The organism is Gardnerella vaginalis 1500E (assembly GCF_000263595.1).
In the GTDB taxonomy this organism is placed as follows: domain Bacteria; phylum Actinomycetota; class Actinomycetes; order Actinomycetales; family Bifidobacteriaceae; genus Bifidobacterium; species Bifidobacterium vaginale_E.
In genome coordinates this window covers 146321-167825 of sequence record NZ_ADES01000014.1, presented here as the reverse complement: position 1 = coordinate 167825, position 21505 = coordinate 146321, and the positions used below count along the sequence as shown (strand labels likewise).

The following is a 21505-nucleotide window of genomic DNA, read 5'->3' as shown; positions in this document are numbered from 1 at the left end:
AGGTGTTGAGTTTTCTGAGAGTATGCTGTAAGTTATAACTCAGCTACCGGTGAAATCCCTAGTTCCACCGGTGCTAGCGGGAAACCGCAAATGGCAAATTTTTCTTCGTGTTCCTAGCACGAAGGAGAAGAAGAAAGGAAAATATTATGTTGAACAAGAAGGCTATCGCCGCACTCGCTGCTGGCGCCACCCTCGTTTCCGGTATGGCATTCGCCGCCCCAGCTTTCGCTGCTGAGGATTCTAAGAAGCCAACTGCTGAAGAATGCAAGGCTGCTCAAGGCAAGATTGATGAAGCTAAGGCTAATTTGCAGGATGCAAAGGATGATCTTGTTACTGCTAATGCTGCTAAGCGTCGTGCTCATGCTAAGCTTGACAAAGCTACAGGTCTTGTAAATGCTTATAAGACTGCTCTTCAGGCTTACAAAGATGCTAAAGCCGCTGAAAATGGTAAGGCTGATGCAGAATTAGCTGATGCTCAGGCCAAGACGGCACATGCAAAGGTTGATTTCGATAAGGCTGCTAAGGATGCAGAAGCTAATGATGATTTGAAGCTTGGTGCTGCTAAGGAAGTTACTGCTGCAACTGCTGATGATTACAAGGATAAGCTTACTGCTTTAGATACCAAGGATGCTGATACTGCTGCTCAGAAGGCTGAGGATGCAGTATCTGTAGCCCAGGATAAGCTTGATCTTGCTGAGATTCATTTTAAGAATCTTGGTTGCAAGGCTGAAACCCCTAAGGATCCTAAGGATCCAAAGGATCCAAAAGATCCAAAGGATCCACAGGGTGGCAAGGATGTTCAGCACACTCTCATCGACCAGGTTCGTTTCGCTAAGATGATGCTTGACGATGCTGATGACGCTTTGGCTCACGCAAAGGCAACTCTTAAGGATAAGACCGCTGCTTATTCTGCTGCTACTGCAGAACTTAAGGCTCGTGTCAACGATCTTGAAAACGCTAATTTGCGTCTTAACGCATTCTTGGCTTCTGGTGTAAACGATTCTGCTACCGAGACTCGTTTGCGTGACGCTGTGGCTCGCGCAGAAGCTCACGTAGCTCGTGCAACCGCTGCTTTTGCTAAGGCTAAGGCTGAGTATGAAGATGCTTTGACCAAGGCTTTTGCTGCAGTTGACGCTTACAACAAGGCTTTGGCTGAGTACAAGGCTGTTTACAACAAGGCTATTGCTAATGGTGTAAACCCAGCTTTGCTTCCACCAGTTGTAACTTCTGACCCATTGTCCAAGGACTTCCCACAGGTTCCAGGCGCTAAGGCTCTCTACGACGCTGCTTTGAGCGGCAAGTTCGGCCAGGAAGTTAAGAAGGTTCTTGAGGAAACTTCTGCCAAGAAGAACGATGCTAAGAAGGCTGATGCTAAGAAGTCTGCTGCTCCATTGGCTAAGACCGGTGCTGCTGTAGCTTTGGCTGCTGTTGCTGCTTCCGTGCTTGCTGGCATGGGTGCTGCTCTTCGCAAGATCCGCCACTAAGCTAGAGTCTGGTTCAGCACTGAATTAGTTGATTCGGCGTTGAACTAACTTAAGTAAACTTGTCGGAGGATAACTTCCTTCGGCAAGTATGCTAAGCTTTCGGGGACTGATTCGTCAGTCCCCATTTTTTATTGTCAAACCTACTTAACACAGCCATAATCCTGTGCGCGCGTAAGCGACATAAACTACTCGCGCCCGCGCTGTTTTGGTCGGATTTTCTTGCGTAGGCGGCATAAACTACTCACGCCCGTGCTGTTTTGGTTGGAATCTGCTGTAAAAGCGACATAAACTACTCACGCCCGCGCTGTGGATATATTAAGATATAAGAAAATCATTTTGCGTTAATAAAGAATGCTGGTATAAGTACTCTCGTCATTCTTTGTATAACAATTATTGTATGTATTCCCAATTTATGAGTTCTAATCCAAAACAAAGACGTGTGGTGCAAAACCAACGATTTCACACCACACGTCAAAGCATAATTAAACGGTGCAAATTAAAATAACTTACACCGTTTAACTTTTTTAATTATTCATCAGTCATGTATTAATGGCGGAACTTGCGGATCGCAACACCCAAGCCTGCAATAGCAGAAGCTGCAACAGCAAGCAAAGCTACAGCAGCACCAGTCTTAGGAAGCTTCTTGGTTTTAGTACCACAATTATTAGTGCACTTAGGAGCTGGCTTGGCTGGAGTGTCGAACTTACCAGACAAAGCTTCATCGTAAAGTGGGGTAGTTCCTGGCTCGTAAACTACAGTGCCCAAAGAATTCGTGTATGTGCGAGTCTTTGGACTTGCAACCAAAGCATCTGGAGCATCAGGAAGCTGAGCTGGAGCTGGAGCTGGAGCTGGAGCTGGAGCTGCAAAAGCTTCGGAACTTGTAGCAGAATCGTAGCTCACTGGATCAGAAGTATTCAATGGTGAAGTAGCATCAGCCATTGCTGGGGTTGCAAAAGCAAAACCAGAAATTAAAGTGACGCCAGCAGCGAATGCGGCAATGGTCTTTTTAGTCAACATTTGTAGACCTTCAATCTCTTTTATCTGATACCTGCGCAAAAGTTAGGGCTAACGCGTAGAAGTCAGATACCAATAATTAGAACCCAAAACTGGAATAGGACGGTCAAAAATTTAACCGAAGTAAACCTGTTTCAGGCCACAAAATTAGCCTACACCAATTCTTTGCAAATCAAAAGTTTTTCTAGAAAAATCACTAAATAAAAGATGTTTTGTAGCAATAAGATACTACTGACAGTGTTGGGATTGACTAAGAATGACATAAACTACTCGCGGATGAGTCGTTTTGGTCGGAATCTGCAGTAAAAGCGACCTAAACTACTCGCGCACGCGCTGTTTTGGTCGGTTTATGCCTGCGCACTCAAGTCCACAATCCACGTGCCGCGCGCGCCGGCCGCACGCAAAGCCGTGCTTACTTGCTCGGCTGCATCCTCGGTATCCGCCAACGCAATCACGCATCCGCCGCCACCGCCGCCAGTTAGCTTAGCGCCCAACGCACAGTGGTCGCGCGCAGTTCGCACCAACTCATCAAGCTGAGGCGTACTTATGCCCAAATCCGCTAAAATCCGGTGCGCTCGCGTCATCCTTGCACCCATATCTGCAGCGCGCCCCAACGCCAAATCTTCCGCCGCCTGATTCGCAATTGCCCCCAACTCATCCAGCTGATTTTTTACCGCATCCGGCTGCGCATCCATTCGCGAACGCAACGCATCAACCGTTACACGCGTCATACCTTTGTACCCAGAATCTGCCAAAATAAGCCATGCTCGCATGTTGATTTCCATGCGCGAAAACTCACCGCTGCTAAAACGCACAGGCCACGAAGCCGAAGTTGCAGTTGCGTCCAGACCCGACGGGCGTCCGTGAGCCACGCGCTCAGCAGATTGCGTCAGCTCAAAAATCTCATTTTCACTTGCACTAATTTTATAGTAGTCAAGAATTGCGCGGATTACAGCTCCAGCCGAAGCGGCAGACGAGCCGAGACCGCGCTCAGGCGGAAAATTAGACTCTGTTGCAACATGCAGTGAATCGCCGACGTGCCCCGCAAACTCGAGTGCCGCGTGAATTGCGGTGCGAACGCTGCTAAAACGAGGAGGAACTTTTGAAAGTTTGCCGTTAAAGTCGAGGCAGGAAAGCGTGATGCGCGAATCGGAATTTAGAGGGATGAAAGTTTCGTCACCCGATAGATCGCAGCCAGTCACCGTAGCTCGCATGCGCAAGTTTTTAAGCGGCAGAGCAATCGCAGAATACCCATAAACCACAGAATGCTCGCCGAAAAGAATCACCTTTGCGCAAGTTTCGCCGTAACCCGCGCGCGCACAATTTCCCGACGCGTCAGCATAACTTGACGTCGTCTTAGCGTTGATATTAAGCGCTTTTGACGGTTCGCGTTGCGTTTGCTGCACGGTTTTAAGTCTCCTTTGTATTCTTGCGATTTAATTTGTAATTTTTACAATTTAATTTGTAATTTTTACGATTTAACAATTGTTCTAATTTAGTCGCGTTGAAGTCAAAAAACTACGGTACGCGCCTTACGCTTACAACACATTCACATTTTGCGGCAGATTTTCAGATTTTTCGGAAGATTTTCAGATTTTGTGCGCGTTTTTGCGTGTTCGTTTGCGTGTTTGTTTGCGCGCGTGTGAGCTTTTGCGCCGGCAATTGCTAAAATAGATACTTAGTTGTGCCGCTTACCAGTCTTGTCGGCAGCGCCAATCAATTCGCAGCAAAGGAATCGCATGCAAAACGTTGAAATTCAGCCAAAAGTAACGTTTGACTCAAGTCTTGCTCCTAACTTTGCTGTAGCCAAAGCGAATGTGAATATTGCGCTGATTAAGTACTGGGGCAAGCGTGATGAACGGCTGATTTTGCCTTATACTTCCTCGCTTTCGCTCACTCTTTCGGATTTGTACGCAACTACTAGTGTGCATTTTGACGAAAGTCTTACTTCTGATTGCGTCACTTTGGACGAAGTTGAGCTGCCGACGGATGATTCCACGCGTCTTCGCGTAGTTGCTATGCTCAATTTGGTGCGCGAAAAGGCCGGAATTTCAACGAAAGCGAAAGTTGTTTCGCATAATCACGTGCCAATTGCGGCAGGTCTTGCTTCTAGCGCGTCCGGATCTGCTGCTCTTGCAGCTGCCGCATCTTATGCCGCCGGATTGAATTTGACTCCGCGCGAACTTTCTAGACTTGCTCGCCGAGGTTCTGGTTCGGCGTGTCGCTCGATTTTTGGCGGATTCGTGCTTTGGAATAAGGGCGAGTATGACGAAACGTCTTATGCGGAGCCGATTGCGGATTTGCTTGCTGAGACTGCTGATAAGCCGCTTTCCGATTCTATTTCCGCTTCTCTTTCCGCCCCAAAAAATTTGAATCCCGCAATGATTGTTGTCACGCTAGACCGCAGTAAAAAGCCTATTTCGAGCCGAACTGCCATGCGTCGAACTGTTGAAACTTCGCCCGCGTACATTCCTTGGGTTGAGCAGTCGAAGAAGGATCTTGCGCTCGCTCTTGATGCGATTCGCGTTGGTAGTATTGAGCAGCTGGGCGAGGTTATGGAGCAAAATTCGTTGGGAATGCACGAAACTATGCGTAAAGCCAATCCGCCTGTAAATTATTTGACAGATAAAACTTACGCTGTGTTAAATGCTGTGCGCTCTATGCGCGAGTGCGGATGGCCAGTTTGGGCCACGATGGATGCGGGGCCGAATGTGAAGGTGCTGACTGATGCAGGTTGTGCGGCGCGTGCGGCTGAGGAGTTGCGCGGGCGAGTGGCGGAATCTGCAAAATTTACGATTGCTTTACCAGGAGACGGCGTAAGCGTAAGTGTAAGTGCGAGTTTGAAACAGGCGGTGGAATTATGACTAAGGTGCGGGCGAGTGCTCCAGGAAAGCTTTATATTGCGGGAGAGTATGCGGTTGTTGATGGTTCGGCGGCGATTGTTGCTGCTGTGAATCGTTATGTAACCGTTACGGTTGATGATGAAAATTTGCCTACATTATCGTCGGAAAGTCGAAAATATTACGGCGTAATCGTATCTGAAAAAGAAAATTATAAGCCGACTTTTTGGACGCGCGCCTCTGACGGAAGTATCGAAATGCTAGGCGACGAAAAATACGCGTATGTGTTAGCCGCCATGCGTGTAATTGACTCTTATGCCGGCGAGTGCTTCGCGCCAAATATGGACCGAAAAAGCTACAATTTGCACATTTCCAGCGAACTTGACGACGCAGAATCAGGGCGAAAATACGGTCTTGGATCGTCTGCTGCAATAACTGTTGCAACCGTGCGCGCGCTGTGCAAATGGTATGGATTGAAGCCTGATGTGGCAACGATTTGCAAACTTTCGTTGATTGCGTCTTCGATGGTAAAGAGGTCCGGCAGCGGCGGCGATGTGGCCGCGAGCTCATGCGGCGGCTGGATTTTGTACCGCGCGTACGATCGAGAGTGGCTTGAGTTGGAGCTTGGCTTGATAAAATCCGGCGAATCTGATTTTAATAAATTATTGCGTAAAAAGTGGCCGCGACTGGAATTTAAACGAATAAATGTGCCAGAAACGCTAAAACTTTTGGTAGGCTGGACCGGTTCGCCAGCTTCTAGCGAGCAGTTAGTAAGTAGTGTAGAAAGTAGCGTAGTAAGTAGCGTAGAAAGTAGCGTTTCTTCCGAAATTGCGCACTCATTTACCTACCAAGATTTTTGCAATCAAAGCGAAGTTTGCGTGCAGAAATTGGCGAAATCGCTAGAAGAATCTTCTCTAGAAGAATCAGAATTAAATAATATTTCCGCTTGTTTTGCACAAAATCGCGAATTATTACAAAAATTAAGCGTACTTACCGGAACACTAATCGAAACGCCAAAACTTACGCAACTTATTGAAGACGCCATTTTGGCTGGAATTCCAGCGAAAACTAGCGGCGCTGGTGGGGGAGATTGCGCAATTGCGCTTACAACAATTTACGAAAAGAATCGGATTGAAAGTATGAAGTCAGCTTGGGAAAATCACGGAATTATGCCTTTAAATATTGAAGTTGCGCAAATTATTGATGACGGCGAAAATTCGGAAGCTTGCGTCGCTAAAGTGACCGAAAATCAGCCTTCTAAATCAATTCAGAATCGCAAAGACGCACATCTTGCCCTTGCGGATGCTCAGTATGATCCTCGCGCAAATTCCGGTTTTGACTCCGTGCGATTTATGCCGAATGCTTTGCCGCAGGTGGCGTTGGACGAAGTTGACTCTAGCGTGCGCGTTTTTGCGGAAGATGCAAGTTGCGCCTGCAGTACCTCCGCCAGTGCCTGCAGTACCTCTGCCAGCGACTGCAGTACCTCCATCAGCGCGGCCTTCCTTTGGCGCTCGCCGCTGTATATTAACGCAATGACCGGCGGAAGCGCCAACGCGCAAAAAATAAACGCACAACTCGCGCGAGTTGCTGCAAAAACCGGCGTGGCAATCGCAAGTGGATCGCTAAGCGCCGCACTTCAAAACGACGCTCTAGCCGGCACTTTTAGTGTGATTCGAAGCGAAAATCCACGCGGTTTTGTAATGGCGAACGTAAGTGCTGGCACGAGTGCAAACGATGCTATGCGCGCCGTTGATATGCTGCAGGCAAACGCGCTGCAGGTGCATTTGAACGCGGCTCAGGAGCTTGTGATGCCGGAAGGCGACCGCGATTTTCGAAATTGGCTTAAAAATATTGGGCAGATTGTGCGCTCGTGTGAAAGGGTGCGCGTGCCGGTTGTTGTGAAGGAAACTGGCTGCGGTATGACGGCTCGAGATGTTTTGCGTCTGCGCGATGTTGGCGTGCGCGCGGTTGATGTTTCTGGGCGCGGCGGCACGAATTTTGTGACGATTGAAAACGCTCGTCGCTCGCACGGCGGATACGATTATTTGGCGGATTGGGGGCTTACAACCGTTGAGTCGCTGATTGATATTCGAAAGTGCGAGGCGCTTAAAGCTAATCCTGTGGAAATTTTTGCTAGCGGCGGAGTTAGAACACCGCTTGATGTTGTGCGCGCGCTTGCGTTAGGGGCTTCTGCTGTTGGAGTTGCCGGCGAGTTTTTGCACACGCTTATGCACGAGGGCGAGGACGCACTTACGCAACAAATTTCAGATTGGCAGGAGCAGATTCGCGTTATTATGGCTCTTCTTGGGTGCAGGACTGTTGCGGACTTGCGAGATAAGACGGAGTTTGTGCATTCGGATTGTCTTGGTAAGTGATATACTTGTGTAGTTGTGCGTTCAGCGTGCTTATTTGTTTGTGCTATTTGCGTAGTCTATTTGAATACGTAATTTGCGCGGTAAGTGGCATGATTGAATGACGCAAGACTTGCAAGTCAAAGAAAATAGGGAGTCCATTATGGCAGCTCGTTGCGCATTATGTGGCAAGGGACCGCAGACCGGTTTCAGTGTTTCACATTCGCATATCCGCAATAAGCGCACCTTCCGCCCGAATCTTCAGCCGGTTCGCACCACTATTGATGGCGAAAATGTTCGTCTTCGCGTGTGCGTGAAATGCATTAAGGCTGGCAAGGTTCAGCGCGTTGAGGCGTGAATCGCGTATTGATTGCGTTTAAATTGTAAGGCCCTGAGCAGTGCTCGGGGCTTTTTTGTATTTGCGATTTTCCTCGCGTTTGGAGCGCGCCAACTAAATGCTTTGCGGATGATTTATAATCGAAATATGCTAAATATGCCCACGAACTCAGCCAAAACGCACGCTGCACTTTCCTCAATAATCAGTAACAAGCGCCGCGTTTCTGCTCTGAAGTCACTTGGCATCATCACAATCGAAGACGCTCTAACTTACTACCCGTTCAGGGTTACAAATCCGCTAAAAATTGCGCGTTTGCGTGATGTTCAAATTGGCGAAGAGATTGCGTTTTATGCGCAGATTCAGTCGATTAACCTTGTGCCAATGAACGCGCGCCGTGGGTTTAGGCTTGAAGTCAACGTTTTGCAAGATCAGCAATCAGCTGCGCAACTTATTTATTTTTCTAAAAATCGCGCTTACGCTAATTGGCTTTCGGCTAAGTTTCGTGTGGGTGAAAACGTTGTGATTGGCGGCGTGTCGAGCGCTTTTAATGGTCGACTTCAGTTTGCGCATCCGCAGATTTTAATAGTAGATTCACAAAATCACGATAGTTTTAATAAGTCTGCCGATACTGTTGGAAGTGTTGAGGAAGGTTTGGCTAGACTTTGCGCCCCGCAGCCGGTTTATCACGCAAATTCTAGGATTTCCAGCGAGCATATTCACGAAACTGTGCTTTCTGTGATTTCTGCGCTTTCTGCATCTAATCAACCTGCACTTGCGCAATCCGCGCAATCCGCGCAATCCTCATCCGCGCAATCCGAGCTTTCTTCATCCGCGCAACCGGCTCAGTCCACACTTTCCGCCCAAATCCCCAATATTCTTCCGGAATCCGTGCTAAAAAAGCGCAATCTTTTGCCTCGCGCGGAAGCAATTTGCGCTATTCACAATCCTCAATCAACCGACGAATTTTACAAAGCTCTTGCCACGTTGCGTTACGAAGAGGCTTTTGTTTCGCAAGTGGCTGTGCTGCAATCTCGCGAAAATTCTAAAAATAATCAGGCAAAATCCTGTAATAATTCTCGTCTTCGCTGCAAATTTACGGAAAGTTTACCGTTTTCGCTTACGAGCGGCCAGCAAGAGGTTATTGACGAAATTATTGGCGATATGCATGAGCGCCGCCCAATGCGTCGACTTTTGCAAGGCGAGGTTGGTTCCGGAAAAACGGTTGTGGCTGTGAGCGCAATGTTGGAAGCGGTCGGATCTGGGTATCAGGCGGTTTTGGTTGCTCCAACTCAGGTTCTGGCGTCGCAACACGCCGAAAATTTGCGGCAGATGATTAAGCGGGCGAACCTAAATGTTCCTGTTATTTTGGTTACTGGCGGCATGAAGCTTGCCGAGCGTCGCCGTGCGCTCGCGAATGTTGCAAGTGGTGAGCCGGCGCTGATTGTGGCCACGCACGCAGCTTTTTCTGCGACTTTTAAGCCGACTAATTTGGCGCTGGTTATAATTGACGAGCAGCATCGTTTTGGGGTTGCGCAGCGAGATGTGCTAATGCGCAAAATGAGCGAAGTTTCGCGTGCTGAAGATTCACATTCTGAAGTTTCGCGTGCTGAAGGTTCTTCAATCACCCCGCATCTTTTGGTAATGACAGCAACTCCTATTCCGCGCTCTGCCGCAATGACCTGGTTTGGCGATTTGGATGCTTCGTATTTGACGGAACTTCCGGGCGGCAGAAAGCCGATTCGCACTTTTGTTGTGCAGGAAGCAGATGCTGCTACTATGGCGCGCATGTTTGCCCATATTCGCTCGCGAATTGACGCGGGGGAGCGTGCTTACGTGGTTTGCGCGCATATTGAGGACGATGATTTAGAAAGCGACGATGATTTAGCGCGCGGCAATTACGATTTATCGCGTAGCGATTCCGACTTATCTCGCGCCGCTTCCGACGATTCAGCAAACTTAACTCCTGCCCGTAAATTGCACACGGTTACCGGCATTCTAAGGCGACTTTCCGCACTTCCGCAGTTCAAAGGTATTAAGTTTGCTCAGCTTACCGGCCGCGACGATGACGCAACAAAGCGCGAAACTATGGAGCGTTTTGCGCGCGGAGACGTGCAGGTTTTGGTTGCAACTACTGTGATTGAGGTGGGCGTTGACGTGACTCAGGCAAGCTGCATTGTGATTTTTGATGCGGATCGATTTGGTCTTGCGCAATTGCACCAGTTGCGTGGCCGAGTTGGGCGCGGTGGCACAAATTCTTGGGCGTTTTTGGTTGCGCAAACTGATGGTGACACGGTTGCTCAGGAGCGTTTGCAGGTTGTTGAAAATTCCCTTGATGGAGCGGTTATTGCGCAAAAAGATTTGGAATTGCGCAATGTTGGCGACGTTTTGGGCGATTCGCAGTCTGGTGGAAGCTCGAGTTTGAAGCTTTTGCGCGTTGTTCAAGATGCGAAGATTATTGCGCAGGCGCGAGATGACGCTGCTGAAATTTTGCGCGACGACGTGCATCTTACGACTTTTACGAATCTTGCTGGCGCTGTTTTAGACTTTACTAGAGGTGGACGCGCGCAAATCGTAAGCAACTAAACTTGCGTAGTCAAGTCTGTCAAGTCTAATCAAATCTAGTCAAGTCTAGACAAGTCTAATAAAATCTAATCAAATCTAATCAAATTTAATAAATAAAACTCCTAAAACGGTAGTTCCTATCACAAAAATAAACAAAAATATATAAAATTTTATAAATTTACGTGCATATTATGAGATTTGTGAATATCCTAGAAAGTAAGCAAAGGTAAGGATCATTTGTAATAGCAATAGAGATGAGGCCTACAATGACAGAACGTGAACAGCAAATCTTGGCTTGGATTCAACAAAATCCAATGATTAGTCAACAGGAACTTGCAAATCTTGCAGGCATTACTCGTTCTGGTATTGCGGCTCACATATCTAATCTCATTCGCAAAGGCTACTTGCGCGGCAAGGGCTATATTGTTACGCCTCCAAGCTACGTAACCGTTGTTGGCGGCATTAGCATGGACGTGCTGGGAATTGCTTGTGGCGATTTGATGGATTACACGTCTAACGCTTCGCGCGTTCGTTACATGCTCGGTGGAGTTGGGCGAAATATTGCAGTTGCTTTGGAGCGACTTAATGTGCGCACAAGCATGGTTTCTGTGTATGGCGGCGACCACAATGGCGAATTGTTCCGCATTGATGCTGCTGCAAACGGATTAGATATTGGTTATGCAAAGCAGCTTCCGGATTCTATGACCGCTTCCTACATGTATGTTGGCGACGCTTCCGGCCAGCGTTTGCTCGCTTTGGATGACATGAGTATTTACGACCACATGACTCCTGATTTTCTGCGCGAACGAATGTCGATTATTGAAAACGCAGATATTTTGGTGCTTGATACTAATATTCCACAGAAGTCGTTTGAGTGGTTGTGTGATAGGTATCGTCGTCCAATTATTGTGCGCGCAATTACGGATGCGAAGGCTCCGCGCGTGCTGTCTAGATTGTCTAGAATTGATACTCTTGTGCTGGATACTGCCGAGTCACAGGCGCTTACTGGCATTAATGCGATTGACGAGCGTTCCGCGACGCGTTGCGCGGGTGCGTTGCTTAAGCGCGGCGTGAAGAATGTGTTTGTGAATGCTGGTCGCGCGGGCGTGGCTTATGGTGTGGCAGATGAGGGCGTGGCGTTTTACCCTGTGCCTGTAAAGCGTGTGCAGCGAATGATGCTTGCGCACGGTAATGGGAACGTTGGCGTTGAAGCTGTTGGAAACGATAACGGTTCGAGCGATGCTGCGACGGCGGCGTTGATTTATGCGCGATATAACGAGTTTGATTCAGCTAAGACTGGTCGTTTTGCGGTTGCTGCGGCGGCTCTTAATACTGAGTCGATGCAGCCTGTGCACGAGTCGCTCAATCCGGAGCTGATTGCTAATCGCATGGTTGATATTCACGAGCGCGCGTAGCGCGACGACATAAACTTCTCACGTTTGAGTCGTTTTGGCCGGATTTTCCGCTTCTGTCTTTCACTTTTATCTCTTAAATATGTCGTCGCGAGCGCGGGGTAGAATAGCTAAGTTATGTGCGGTTTTAACGCTGCAAGCTGCCTAATTAGCGACTTCTCAGTTAAAGACTAGCGAAATCAGCAAAATGCCGCGCATATTTGCAAACACACTCCTGCTGTGGAAAGTCCATAGCCGATAGTCCGAAGGAGGTGGGTGATGTCTGCACATAAGTATGAACTGATGTTCATTGCAAATCCTGAGCTGGATGAGCACGGTCTTAAGAAGTTGACCGAGCAGTATCTTGAGCTCGTCACCAACGAGGGCGGTTCTGTTGACGGTACCGATTACTGGGGTCGTCGCAAGTTCGCTTACGAAATTGAAGGCAAGACCGAAGGTAACTACGTTGTGGTTAACTACACTGCTGAGCCAGCCGTAAGCGACGAACTTGACCGTGTTTTGAACCTTAACGAGTCTGTAATCCGCACGAAGATTCTTCGCAAGGACGCTAAGTAAATAAGGTAATAAAGTAAATAATTGCAAGATTTAGTAAGATTTAGCAAGAATTTAGTTAGATCTCAAAATCAAGCAAAAGCGAGAAAGAAAAGGCAAACTATGGCAGGCGAAACAATTATCACTGTTGTGGGAAATCTCACGGCAGATCCTGAATTAAGGTCGCTTTCTAATGGTGCTTCTGTTGCAAGCTTTACCATTGCGTCTACGCCTCGTACGTTCAATCGTAATACGAATCAGTTCGAGGATGGTCCTGCATTGTTTATGCGCTGCTCAGCTTGGCGAGATCTGGCAGAGCATTGCGCTAATAGTCTTTCTAAAGGTATGCGCGTTATTGCGCAGGGCCGATTGTCGCAGCGCTCGTATCAGGCGCAAGATGGTTCAAATCGCACGGTAGTAGAGCTTACTATCGATGAGATTGGTCCGTCTTTGCGTTACGCAACTGCTCAGGTTAATCGACAGACTTCCGCAGCTGGTTTTGCTGGCGGATCTCGTGCAGCTGGAGCTGGTAACGGTGCGAACGGTGCAAGTAATCCTAACTTCGCTCAGGGCGGTTATGCTGGCGGCGCGAATTACGCTGCAAGTCAAGCTGCTTCCAATGCGAATGCTGGAGCAGATCCGTGGAGTTCTGCACCAACGAACGACGGATTTACTACTTTCGGTGCCGGCGCTGATTTCGGCGGCGACGAGCAAGAGCCGGAATTTTAGGCTGTTTACTTAATATTGCTTAATATTATTTGCTTAATACTAATAATTTCATCATCAGTTAAATGTTATGCGAATAAATAGCATAACGGATTTGAGAGAGGACATCTTATGTCACGCAAGAGGCCGCAACCACCGGTCAAGCCTTTCAAGAAGAAGCCAAATCCTCTGAAGGCTGCCAAAATTACTGAAATTGATTATAAAGACGTTGCTTTGCTGCGCAAGTTCGTTTCTGACCGCGGCAAGATTCGTTCCCGTCGTATTACCGGCGTAACCGTGCAGGAACAGCGCAAGATCGCGAAGGCCGTGAAGAACGCTCGCGAAATGGCTTTGCTCCCATACGCCACTACCGGTCGCTGATTGAGAGGTTGTAACAATGGCTGAAACTAAGGTTATTCTTACCAAGACTGTTGCCAACCTCGGTCACTCTGGTGACGTTGTTGAAGTTAAGGCTGGCTATGCTCGTAACTACCTTATTCCACAAGGTTTAGCTTTTGCTTGGAATAAGGGTGCTGCTTCCCAGATTGAGGCAATGCGTCGCGCTCGTTTGGCTAAGGCTGTTGCTACTCGCGAAGAGGCTGTTGCAGCTAAGGCTCAGATTGAAGGCACTGTTGTGGAGCTCGCTGCTAAGGTTTCCGAGTCCGGCAAGCTCTTCGGTGGCATTTCTGCCGAGAAGATTGCTGCTGCTTTGGCTCCAAAGGCCGCTGTGGAAGCTCGCGCAATCAAGGTTGCTGCTATTAAGACCACTGGTGAGTTCCCAGCAACCGTAGCGTTGCATCCAGAAATCACCGCTTCCTTCACCGTGAAGGTTGTGGCTGAGTAGTAGATAGCTCTCGGTAGCAGTTTTGTAAATTTTGCGAAATTGCTAGATTGTGAAATTTTACGAGATTTTACGAGATTTTACGAAACGCGTGTGGCAGGCAGATTGTTGTTTAGCTGTTTGCTTGTTTACTTGCGTTGATTGAACTTAAGCATTGGCTCTGCGCTGTGTTACTTGGGTTTTAAGACTCACGTAACACCGGCGCAGAGCTTTTTATTATTTGTTTTATCGTTTATCTATTAGAATTGATGCAGGTTATGCGATTTAGCTTATGATTTGCTGCATGATAGAAGGTTTCGTATGTTTTGCATTAATTGTGGTAATCCTATCAATGGTACAGTCAAGTTTTGCACAAAATGCGGTGCAAGAGTAGAAGATGCAGCTTCTCAGCGGCCGCAGAATCAGCAGCCGCAGGATCAGCAATCGCAGCAATCGCAACAATTGCAGCAGCCGCAACAGACTTACGCGCCTCAGCAGACTCAGCAATACCAGCAATATCAGCAATACCAGCAATATCAGCCGTCTCAGCAATACCAGCAGACTCATCAATATCAGCCGTCTAATCAATACCAGCAATCGCAACCGTCGGCTTATACACAGCAGCTTAATCCAGTCAAACCGAAGTTTTCCAAGTTCTTTACAGCACTAAGTCAACCTAAGAATCTTATTATTACCATAATTTCCTCTGTTGTTGTAATTGTGCTAGTTGTATGCACTTGCGTATGGTATTTCCGCTCAAATAATAATTCTTCATCAACTCGCAGCGCAAATTCTAATCTGAATGCTGCAGGCAACACTTTTAATAACGCAAGCGCACCTAAAGCTTTAACTCAAGATGATATTATCTCAAATGCTGGTAAAGCATACAAAAATGTGATTGATAGCGGATCTTATACTTCTACTAATTTCCCTCAGCATTACAGCTATTACTACGCATTGTGGGATATTGATGGCGACAATATTCCGGAAATGGTTGTTACTGCGTCTGAAGAATACAATATTGGTAAAGATCAATATATTCACGTATTCTCGTACAAAAATGGGAAGATTGTTTCGTATCCGGACATTATAGATAAGCATGATATTTATGAAGAGCGTGGCACTATGTTCTTCAGCGGTAATCATGACGGTATTGTTGTTGCAAGATCGTATCAAACTCCTGAAAATGATGGTGTTGATGGCCTTCCTTGGCATGTGTATACGTACAAAATTAATGGTAAGAGTTTTGATAAATCTACGGTTGACGTTGCTAAGCCTATAGAATTTAAGACCAAATTTACTACAGGCTCGTTGGCTGGTTTGCAAAATTTTGTGTATCCAAAATTTGTGTCCGTTAACGACTTAACTGATATAAACAATCTGATTGATACCCCGAATTTAACTCCTGAGCAGAAGAAGATGAATAAAACTATTAATGAGTGGCTCGAAAAAGGGTATCAAGTTTTTTCTGGAACTGTTAAGAGGTTGAGCGCTGAAGAAGCGTACGATTATCCTGGCACTACTCCAAATGATCCAAATGCTAAGGATGAAGTTATGAAATCTCTTAACTACGGGAACGGAGGAAACGGTACTTTTGACATTATTGCATTAGATCAGAAGCGTTCGGGTAACGGTTTTTGCACTGGAATGTATGGTGGGTTTATGCCAAGTCACATGATATTTGATCTTGTTTCTGTTCGATTTGATAATTCGGATAAAGATCAGGCTGCGTTTGTTGAAAAGTATGCGGGCAAAAAGATTATGGTTGCGGCTCGCCCAGGTAGTTACGACGGTGGAAATTGGATGGAATTGCCGGCTCGTCAGCCTACTGTGGGTGAGATTCATTTGATAAAGGAGTATAGCGAGTAGGGCGGTGGTTAGGCTGAAACTGCGAGAGTGGAATTGCGCGCGACATAAACTACTCGCGCGTGCGCTGTTTTGGTCGGTTTTGCGTGAGATTTCGGCATAAACTGCGCGTGGTTGAGTAGTTTTGGTCGGTTTTTGGCGTGTAGGCGGCATAAACTGCTCACGACTGAGTAGTTTTGGTCGGAATCTGCCGTAAAAGCGACATAAACTACTCGCGACTGAGTCGTTTATGCCGCGTATACAGTGTTTCGCTTTAGTTCGAGCGATAGTGGCGCTCTTGCGATGTGATGCCGTCGAGGAAGAAGTGCGCACCTTCGCGGTAAGACGTATCGCTTACGAAATCTTCCGGAGCGTAAGGTGCAACGCTTTCAAACATCTCCTCGTAATCAGCAACGCTTAAACGCACGCGTGAGTCAAGCGTATCCGCATGCTCGCGCGCAAACAGCGCATCTCTAAATCCTGGTGCAATCGTGCCGCTGAAAAATTCACCAACAGCGCCGGATCCGTATGAGAATAAGCCGATTTTATCGCCGCTTTTAAGCGTAGGAAACTCACTATTTTCGTGAGCGTATCCGTCTAATTCAAGCAAAGACAACAATCCCAAATATAGCGATCCTGTATAAATATTGCCCACGCGACGGCTGTATTGTGTGCTTGTTTCGTAGCGCGCAAGTAGGAGATTTCGTGAAGATTCGCTTAAGTTGGTATTATCGCAAGAATCCATCGCCGCTTTAAGCGCTTTCAAACCCATTTTCGTATACGGCAAATGGAAGCAAAGTCCTGCAAAATCGTTGAAATTACAATAGTTTTGCGCACAATACTTTTGCCACACGTCGCAGAAAAATTCTATATACTGCTCGGTTGAAAACTTGCCGCGAGCAAGCGCAGTGTCCTGGTAAACTGGTCGCCAAAAGTCCTGAATATCCGCGGATTTTACAACGCTATCGTCGTTAATTTTAAGCACGTGCGGATTCGCGCTCACAAGCATTGCCACAGCACCAGCACCTTGCGTTACTTCGCCAGGTGTAGCAAGACCGTAGCGCGCAATATCGGACGCAATTACCAGCACTTGCGGATCTTTTTCGGCGTGCGCGCGCACGTAGTCGCATGCCATCATCAAAGCTGCAGTGCCGCCGTAGCAAGCTTCTTTTACTTCAATAGAGCGTACCCACGGAGTGAGTTTTAGCAGATTTTGAACGTATAGTGCGCTTGATTTACTTGCGTCGACGCCGCTTTCTGTGCCGACGATTAGCATTTTGAGGCGATTGCTATCGATGTGGGGTAGGAGTGGTAGAGCGGCTTGGGCGGCTAGAGTGACGATGTCTTGGTGATTTGGCGGCACGGATTGCTCGCTTTGGCCGATTCCGATTGTGAATTTGTTAGGGTCGATTCCGCGCGCGTTTGCAAGATCTGTGAGATTTAAGTAGTAGTGCGGGGTGGCGAAGCAGATGCGGTCGATGCCGACAGCAAGTGGGGTTGTGGTATTGGTTGTGGTTTTGGTATCTCGTGTGTTCATTTTCCCTAAATCCCTAAATTTTCCTCAATTTTTACTTGACTTGCGAAATGTTTTAAGTAATTGTGCAACTTTTTCCGTAGTTCTTTCTGCAGGATTAAGTTGCAGAAGATTTTTTGCGATTTTCTCGATTTCTTCGCCTTTAGCGCCGGCTGCGATTGCAAGATTTGAGGCCTGCAATGCCATGTGACCGGCCTGAATGCCGGGGCCGGCCAACGCGCGCAGTGCCGCAAGATTTTGCACTAAGCCGAGGGCTGCAAGCGTGTTTCTAAAGTCGTTTGCGTTTTTGTATTTGCCGATTTTAAGCGCGAGTTTTGCCATTGGAAGAGATGAGATTGAGCCGCCAACAATGCCGATTTGTAGCGGAATTTCAATACGGCCATGGAGTATGGTTTGCTTGTTTAAGCTTTCGGTGTTCCACGTTGACAGTGGTAGGTAGCGACCGGAGCGCGCCGCCCACGCGTGTGTTGCCGCTTCTAGCGCTCGCGTATCATTTCCGGACGCGAGCGCGGCTCCTGCAATGCCGTTCAGGATTCCTTTGTTGTGCGTGGCGGCGCGCTCAGGGTCGCTGGCGGCTAGCGCGCTTAATGCCGCGATTCGGCGTGCGAGGCGCTTTCCTTCATCTTCGCGTTTAGCTTCTTCAAGCAGCCTGGAAGCGAGCGCTTCAACCGGTATTCGCACTTCTGCCGTGGTGGCAACGCGGCTTGTGTTGGTAAGAATCGCCACAAGCGCCTCAACGCCGAGCCAGCTTTCCAGCTGGGCTTTGACGGCTTCGCCCATAGTGTTCACTGTGTTTGCGCCCATTGCGTCGCATGTGTCTACGTCAATCTCGAGCTTTGCGAAGCCGTGCAAAGCTGAAACGCGGCATTTTCGCGCGCCGCCACCCCTTTTACTCATTGATGGGTGTGACTCGTTTGCAACGCGCAGCAGATCTTCAACCTTTGCACAATCCTCAACAATCTCGCGCAAACGCGCCGCCACGCTCCCGTCTGCGTCTTCAAAAGCTATTTGCGCTGTAGTCACGTATTGTGGCGATTGCGCTACGATACATCCTTCGATACCAGACTCCGCCGCAATCCTCGCCCCATTGCACGCGGCCGCAATCACAGACGGCTCCTCTGTTGCAACCAGTACGTCCCGAGCCTCGCCGTTCACAATAAGCCCGCGAACAACGCCAACCGGCAGCGTGTACTTTCCAATCTGATGCTCAATCATATGATTTGCAACATCCGCGGGAATCGTAGTATCAGAACTTTCCGAAAGCTGCTTAAGTAAAAAAGTTGCTTCAGACTCGTTTATTGCGCCATCATTTTGCAAGGTTTTTATGCGATTTTCCACGCTTAATTCACGAAAAGCAGTCATCGAAATCACCTCATGATTTTACCGACTACGAATGCTACTGATTGCTTCGCATTCTAGCTTGATTGTTTCGCATTCTAACTTAATTGCTTCGCATTCTAATCTGCATCGCAACGCCAATTCCGCCGCCAACGCACAGTGCAGCCACTCCGTTTTTCTTATTGCTGTCTCGCAAAGCGTACATAAGCGTCGTCAAAATTCTCGCTCCGCTAGCACCCAGCGGATGACCGAGCGCAATCGCGCCGCCCCTCACATTTAGCTTCGACTCGTCAATATGAAGTTGCTCCGAAACTGCAATGCTCTGAGCAGCAAAAGCCTCATTAATCTCAAACAAATCAATGCTTTCAACGCTGCTTCCGGTTGCGCGTAGCATGCGTTCCATCACGTGTTTTGGAGCGTATCCCATTAAATCTGGGTCGATTCCGCCTTCTGCAAATCCCACAATTTGCGCAAGATATTCAATTCCGTGCGCTTGCGCGTAATCTTTGCTCATAAGTACGAGGGCTGCGGCTCCGTCGTTGATTCCGCTTGCGTTTCCGGCAGTTACGGTAGATTCGCGCTCGCTAACTTCGCGCTCCGCGCCTGAATTTTCGTCCGACGCCTTAAACAGCGTGCGCAATTTCGACAACTGCTCTAAAGACGTATCTTCGCGAGGATGTTCGTCGCGTGTTACAACAGTTCCGTCTGCAAGAGTTACTGGCACAATCTCAGAGTCAAAATCGCCTCGTTTAATAGCGGCAACAGCTTTTTGGTGAGATTTAAGCGCAAAAATATCTTGTGCTTCGCGAGTAATACCAAATTTTGCGGCCACGTTTTCCGCAGTAACGCCCATTGCGTCGCCTGTAAAAGCGTCGTTTAAGCCGTCGCGCTGCAGGCCGTCAATAAGCGAAAAGTTTCCATAGCGATGACCGCTAAATCGCGAGTTAGTTGCATAAAATGGCACGTTGCTCATACTTTCGGTGCCGCCTGCAACAACGACTTGCGCGTCTCCCATTGCGATTGCAGATTGTGCTAGTCGCACTGCTTTTAAGCCGGATCCGCACACTTCGTTAATAGTCATTGCGCAGCTGGAAGTGTCGAGTCCTGCGCGCAATGCGATTTGGCGAGCTACGTTCTGACCGCTGCCTGCTTGCAAAACGTTGCCAAAAATGGCCTGATCTACGTCGTGAGCATTAAGACCTGCGCGTTCGATTGCGGCTTTTGCGGCAATCGTTCCTAAATCAACTGAGGAAAGCGAAGATAAGCTGCCGCCGAATTTGCCAATGGGCGTGCGTACAGCGCTCGCAATCACCACTTCAGTCATATGTTTAGCCACCTAATCAATTGTTTGTTGCATTTGAATTGCAACATACCAACCGGACTACTTTATCGTATTCCTGAGCAAAATCGAGAGTCTCAAAAAATTCTTCTCGGTTTTTTCACAATTAATCTTGATTCGGTGAGTTTGCGCCGGCTTCGTAGCGACAAAACTTTACAGGCTTGTAAAGGAAATGTCGGAACAATCTCCGGCAAATGTTTCTGAAGCTTTGCAGTAATGCTTCTGCGAATGTTGTTCCTGTAGCTTTGCAGTAATGCTTTGCTAACGGTGAGTATTTGTTGATTAGAGAACTTTAACATTAATGCTCTGCTGACGTTGAGTATTTACTGCCTAGAGAACGCTAGCATTCGTGCTGCTGCACAAGCCCCACCAGGCACTCCTACCACACAAAAAAATAACGGTGGGTGAATTTACTAGTGCGAGATAGGAATTGCTTGTCGAGCAATATAAAAGCGGAGCGATAGTAATAATCTTGTTGATGAATACTATCTTCGCAGAAAAAGTAAGTAAAAAATAAACTCAACTACGCAACCGCTAAGTCCGAATAAGGTATAGGAGCGTAGCGCTGCGAGACAAGTAATTCCTATCTCACACAGCCACTTCAGAGACCCACCAGCCAAACGCCAGTCAAAACTCATAGACGAAAGCCAAGAATATTGCAAATAAGCTAGCACACTCGCTACTTACGGAACGAAATTGAGCAGTCAACAGGATCCATTGCATCCACAATCGCCAGCGAATCCAAGTCGTATCCGGCTTCACGAAGCGAGTCGCCACCGCCTTGGAATCCTTTTTCAATCGCAATACCAATTCCTGCAACTGTAGCTCCAGCGTGATCGCAAATATCAATCAAACCTTGCAAAGCTTTGCCGTTAGCCAAAAAATCATCCAAAATAAGCACGCGATCTTCCGCACTCAAGTATTTACGCGACACAATTACCGGAAACTCGCGCTGCTTTGTAAAAGAGAATACGGTGGATACGTATTGGTCGCCATCAAGATTAATTGACTGCGCTTTTTTCGCAAAAACCACAGGAATATTGCCAAAATGACGCGCAGCAATGCAAGCGATTCCAATTCCGGAAGCTTCAATCGTAAGAATCTTATTGATGCCAGCGTTGCGGAAATGTTCAGCCCAAGCGGCTCCCATGTGGTCAAACAGCTCAACATCGCACTGATGGTTCAAAAAAGCGTCTACTTTCAAAACGTTTCCAGGTTTTACAATACCATCTTTTAGGATGCGTTCTTCCAGTTCTTGCACGATGAGCCCCTTCTTGCGTAACTTACATTGCAATTGCATTGCAGATTGCATTTGCTTATTAAATTGCAGTACGCTCAAGCATACCCAAACGTGTGACACAAATCACGCAAAAACGACTGCAGTGTGTGGTAA

The 21505-nt window shown here is 47.7% G+C and carries 17 protein-coding genes; 11 read left to right on the top strand and 6 right to left on the bottom strand.

What is annotated here, in order from left to right; genetic code table 11:
- Nucleotides 1-146: 146 nt before the first annotated feature.
- Complete coding sequence (locus CGSMWGV1500E_RS01515) at nucleotides 147-1484, top strand: hypothetical protein (protein ID WP_004128928.1); 1338 nt, start codon at nucleotides 147-149, stop codon at nucleotides 1482-1484.
- 546 nt (nucleotides 1485-2030) lie between these two features.
- Here CGSMWGV1500E_RS01515 and CGSMWGV1500E_RS01520 read toward each other — a convergent pair.
- Both CGSMWGV1500E_RS01520 and mvk read right to left on the bottom strand, forming a co-directional pair.
- The gene (locus CGSMWGV1500E_RS01520) at nucleotides 2031-2501 is read right to left on the bottom strand and encodes a hypothetical protein (protein WP_004128925.1); all 471 of its coding nucleotides are present in this window, start codon (nucleotides 2499-2501) and stop codon (nucleotides 2031-2033) included.
- A 344-nt stretch (nucleotides 2502-2845) separates the two neighbouring features.
- Nucleotides 2846-3865, bottom strand: coding sequence for a mevalonate kinase (gene mvk, locus CGSMWGV1500E_RS01525; RefSeq protein WP_329503500.1), 1020 nt, complete (start codon nucleotides 3863-3865; stop codon nucleotides 2846-2848).
- 372 nt (nucleotides 3866-4237) lie between these two features.
- On the opposite strand from mvk, the gene mvaD reads away from it, so the two are divergent.
- The 10 genes from mvaD (at nucleotide 4238) to CGSMWGV1500E_RS01575 (ending at nucleotide 15925) form a co-directional block, all read left to right on the top strand.
- Complete coding sequence (mvaD, locus tag CGSMWGV1500E_RS01530; protein ID WP_004128919.1) at nucleotides 4238-5362, top strand: diphosphomevalonate decarboxylase; 1125 nt, start codon at nucleotides 4238-4240, stop codon at nucleotides 5360-5362.
- Nucleotides 5359-7713, top strand: coding sequence for a type 2 isopentenyl-diphosphate Delta-isomerase (fni, locus tag CGSMWGV1500E_RS01535; protein WP_004128916.1), 2355 nt, complete (start codon nucleotides 5359-5361; stop codon nucleotides 7711-7713). Before mvaD ends, fni begins: the two co-directional genes overlap by 4 nt.
- Nucleotides 7714-7852: 139 nt before the next feature.
- Nucleotides 7853-8047 carry a 50S ribosomal protein L28 gene (rpmB, locus tag CGSMWGV1500E_RS01540; RefSeq protein ID WP_004128912.1) on the top strand — a complete coding sequence of 65 codons (195 nt, stop codon included), beginning with the start codon at nucleotides 7853-7855 and terminating at the stop codon, nucleotides 8045-8047.
- Between the two features lie 108 nt (nucleotides 8048-8155).
- Nucleotides 8156-10609 (top strand): ATP-dependent DNA helicase RecG, encoded by a 2454-nt coding sequence (locus tag CGSMWGV1500E_RS01545; RefSeq protein ID WP_004128909.1) that lies wholly within the window; start codon nucleotides 8156-8158, stop codon nucleotides 10607-10609.
- 245 nt (nucleotides 10610-10854) lie between these two features.
- Nucleotides 10855-12003 (top strand): PfkB family carbohydrate kinase, encoded by a 1149-nt coding sequence (locus tag CGSMWGV1500E_RS01550; protein WP_004128906.1) that lies wholly within the window; start codon nucleotides 10855-10857, stop codon nucleotides 12001-12003.
- A 255-nt stretch (nucleotides 12004-12258) separates the two neighbouring features.
- Nucleotides 12259-12555, top strand: coding sequence for a 30S ribosomal protein S6 (gene rpsF / locus CGSMWGV1500E_RS01555; protein ID WP_004128903.1), 297 nt, complete (start codon nucleotides 12259-12261; stop codon nucleotides 12553-12555).
- A 99-nt stretch (nucleotides 12556-12654) separates the two neighbouring features.
- The gene (locus CGSMWGV1500E_RS01560; protein ID WP_004128901.1) at nucleotides 12655-13260 is read left to right on the top strand and encodes a single-stranded DNA-binding protein; all 606 of its coding nucleotides are present in this window, start codon (nucleotides 12655-12657) and stop codon (nucleotides 13258-13260) included.
- A gap of 108 nt (nucleotides 13261-13368) precedes the next feature.
- Nucleotides 13369-13617, top strand: a complete 249-nt coding sequence (rpsR, locus tag CGSMWGV1500E_RS01565; RefSeq protein WP_004105399.1) for a 30S ribosomal protein S18 — start codon at nucleotides 13369-13371, stop codon at nucleotides 13615-13617.
- A 16-nt stretch (nucleotides 13618-13633) separates the two neighbouring features.
- Nucleotides 13634-14080 (top strand): 50S ribosomal protein L9, encoded by a 447-nt coding sequence (gene rplI, locus CGSMWGV1500E_RS01570; protein ID WP_004128899.1) that lies wholly within the window; start codon nucleotides 13634-13636, stop codon nucleotides 14078-14080.
- A 297-nt stretch (nucleotides 14081-14377) separates the two neighbouring features.
- Nucleotides 14378-15925 (top strand): zinc ribbon domain-containing protein, encoded by a 1548-nt coding sequence (locus CGSMWGV1500E_RS01575; RefSeq protein WP_004128897.1) that lies wholly within the window; start codon nucleotides 14378-14380, stop codon nucleotides 15923-15925.
- Nucleotides 15926-16175: 250 nt separating this feature from the next.
- On the opposite strand, the gene CGSMWGV1500E_RS0106130 is transcribed toward CGSMWGV1500E_RS01575, so the two are convergent.
- From CGSMWGV1500E_RS0106130 to CGSMWGV1500E_RS01590, 4 genes are all read right to left on the bottom strand, one after another.
- The gene (locus tag CGSMWGV1500E_RS0106130) at nucleotides 16176-17438 is read right to left on the bottom strand and encodes a hydroxymethylglutaryl-CoA synthase (RefSeq protein WP_032843584.1); all 1263 of its coding nucleotides are present in this window, start codon (nucleotides 17436-17438) and stop codon (nucleotides 16176-16178) included.
- A 24-nt stretch (nucleotides 17439-17462) separates the two neighbouring features.
- The gene (locus tag CGSMWGV1500E_RS01580; protein ID WP_004128883.1) at nucleotides 17463-18797 is read right to left on the bottom strand and encodes a hydroxymethylglutaryl-CoA reductase, degradative; all 1335 of its coding nucleotides are present in this window, start codon (nucleotides 18795-18797) and stop codon (nucleotides 17463-17465) included.
- A gap of 79 nt (nucleotides 18798-18876) precedes the next feature.
- Nucleotides 18877-20097 (bottom strand): thiolase family protein, encoded by a 1221-nt coding sequence (locus tag CGSMWGV1500E_RS01585; RefSeq protein WP_004128881.1) that lies wholly within the window; start codon nucleotides 20095-20097, stop codon nucleotides 18877-18879.
- Nucleotides 20098-20791: 694 nt separating this feature from the next.
- A complete protein-coding gene (locus tag CGSMWGV1500E_RS01590) occupies nucleotides 20792-21373 on the bottom strand; it encodes a xanthine phosphoribosyltransferase (RefSeq protein WP_004128879.1) in 582 nt (193 codons plus the stop codon).
- Between the last annotated feature and the right edge of the window lie 132 nt (nucleotides 21374-21505).